The following is a 583-nucleotide window of genomic DNA, read 5'->3' on the forward strand; positions in this document are numbered from 1 at the left end:
AACAGCAGAACTGGAAGTGTTGGCTCGGATTAATGAGCAGGATGTCGCCGCTGCGCAACAATTGATAGATGAAGAGCGGGTAACTGTAGCGCGCATGGATACGCAAGAATTCATTTATTGCAGCGTAACGCTCACCTCTGGTGACGATGTTGTTTCGGTCACGATCAGTGGCGGTCACACCAACATTATCCAGATCACGCGCAATGGCGACGTGATTTTTGATGCTCCACCGCAGCAACGCGTTGCAACCGCTTCTGTTTGTGAAGGTGTGGATATTTCGATCAAACAAATCTATGAGTTTGCCACTCAAGCGCCTTTTGAAGAGATCAAATTCATTCTCCAAGCTGCAGAGCTCAATACCTTGCTGGCTCAAGAAGGTATCGACCGAGGTTACGGCCTAGAAATTGGACGCACGCTAAAAGGCAACATCGAGCAAGGCTTATTGGGCAATGACTTAATGAGTCGTATACAGATGATGACATCCGCGGCGTCTGATGCTCGCATGGGAGGGGCGACGTTGCCAGCCATGAGCAATTTCGGCAGTGGGAACCAAGGTATTGCCGCTACAATGCCAGTTGTAGTT

Annotated in this window: 1 protein-coding gene; it reads left to right on the top strand. The window is 49.6% G+C overall.

From position 1 onward, the window contains the following. Nucleotides 1–583 (top strand): L-serine ammonia-lyase, iron-sulfur-dependent, subunit alpha (locus R8O11_RS29715; protein ID WP_318195190.1); only part of this gene is annotated, 583 nt, incomplete at both ends.

Source organism: Vibrio sp. 1288, from assembly GCF_033344475.1.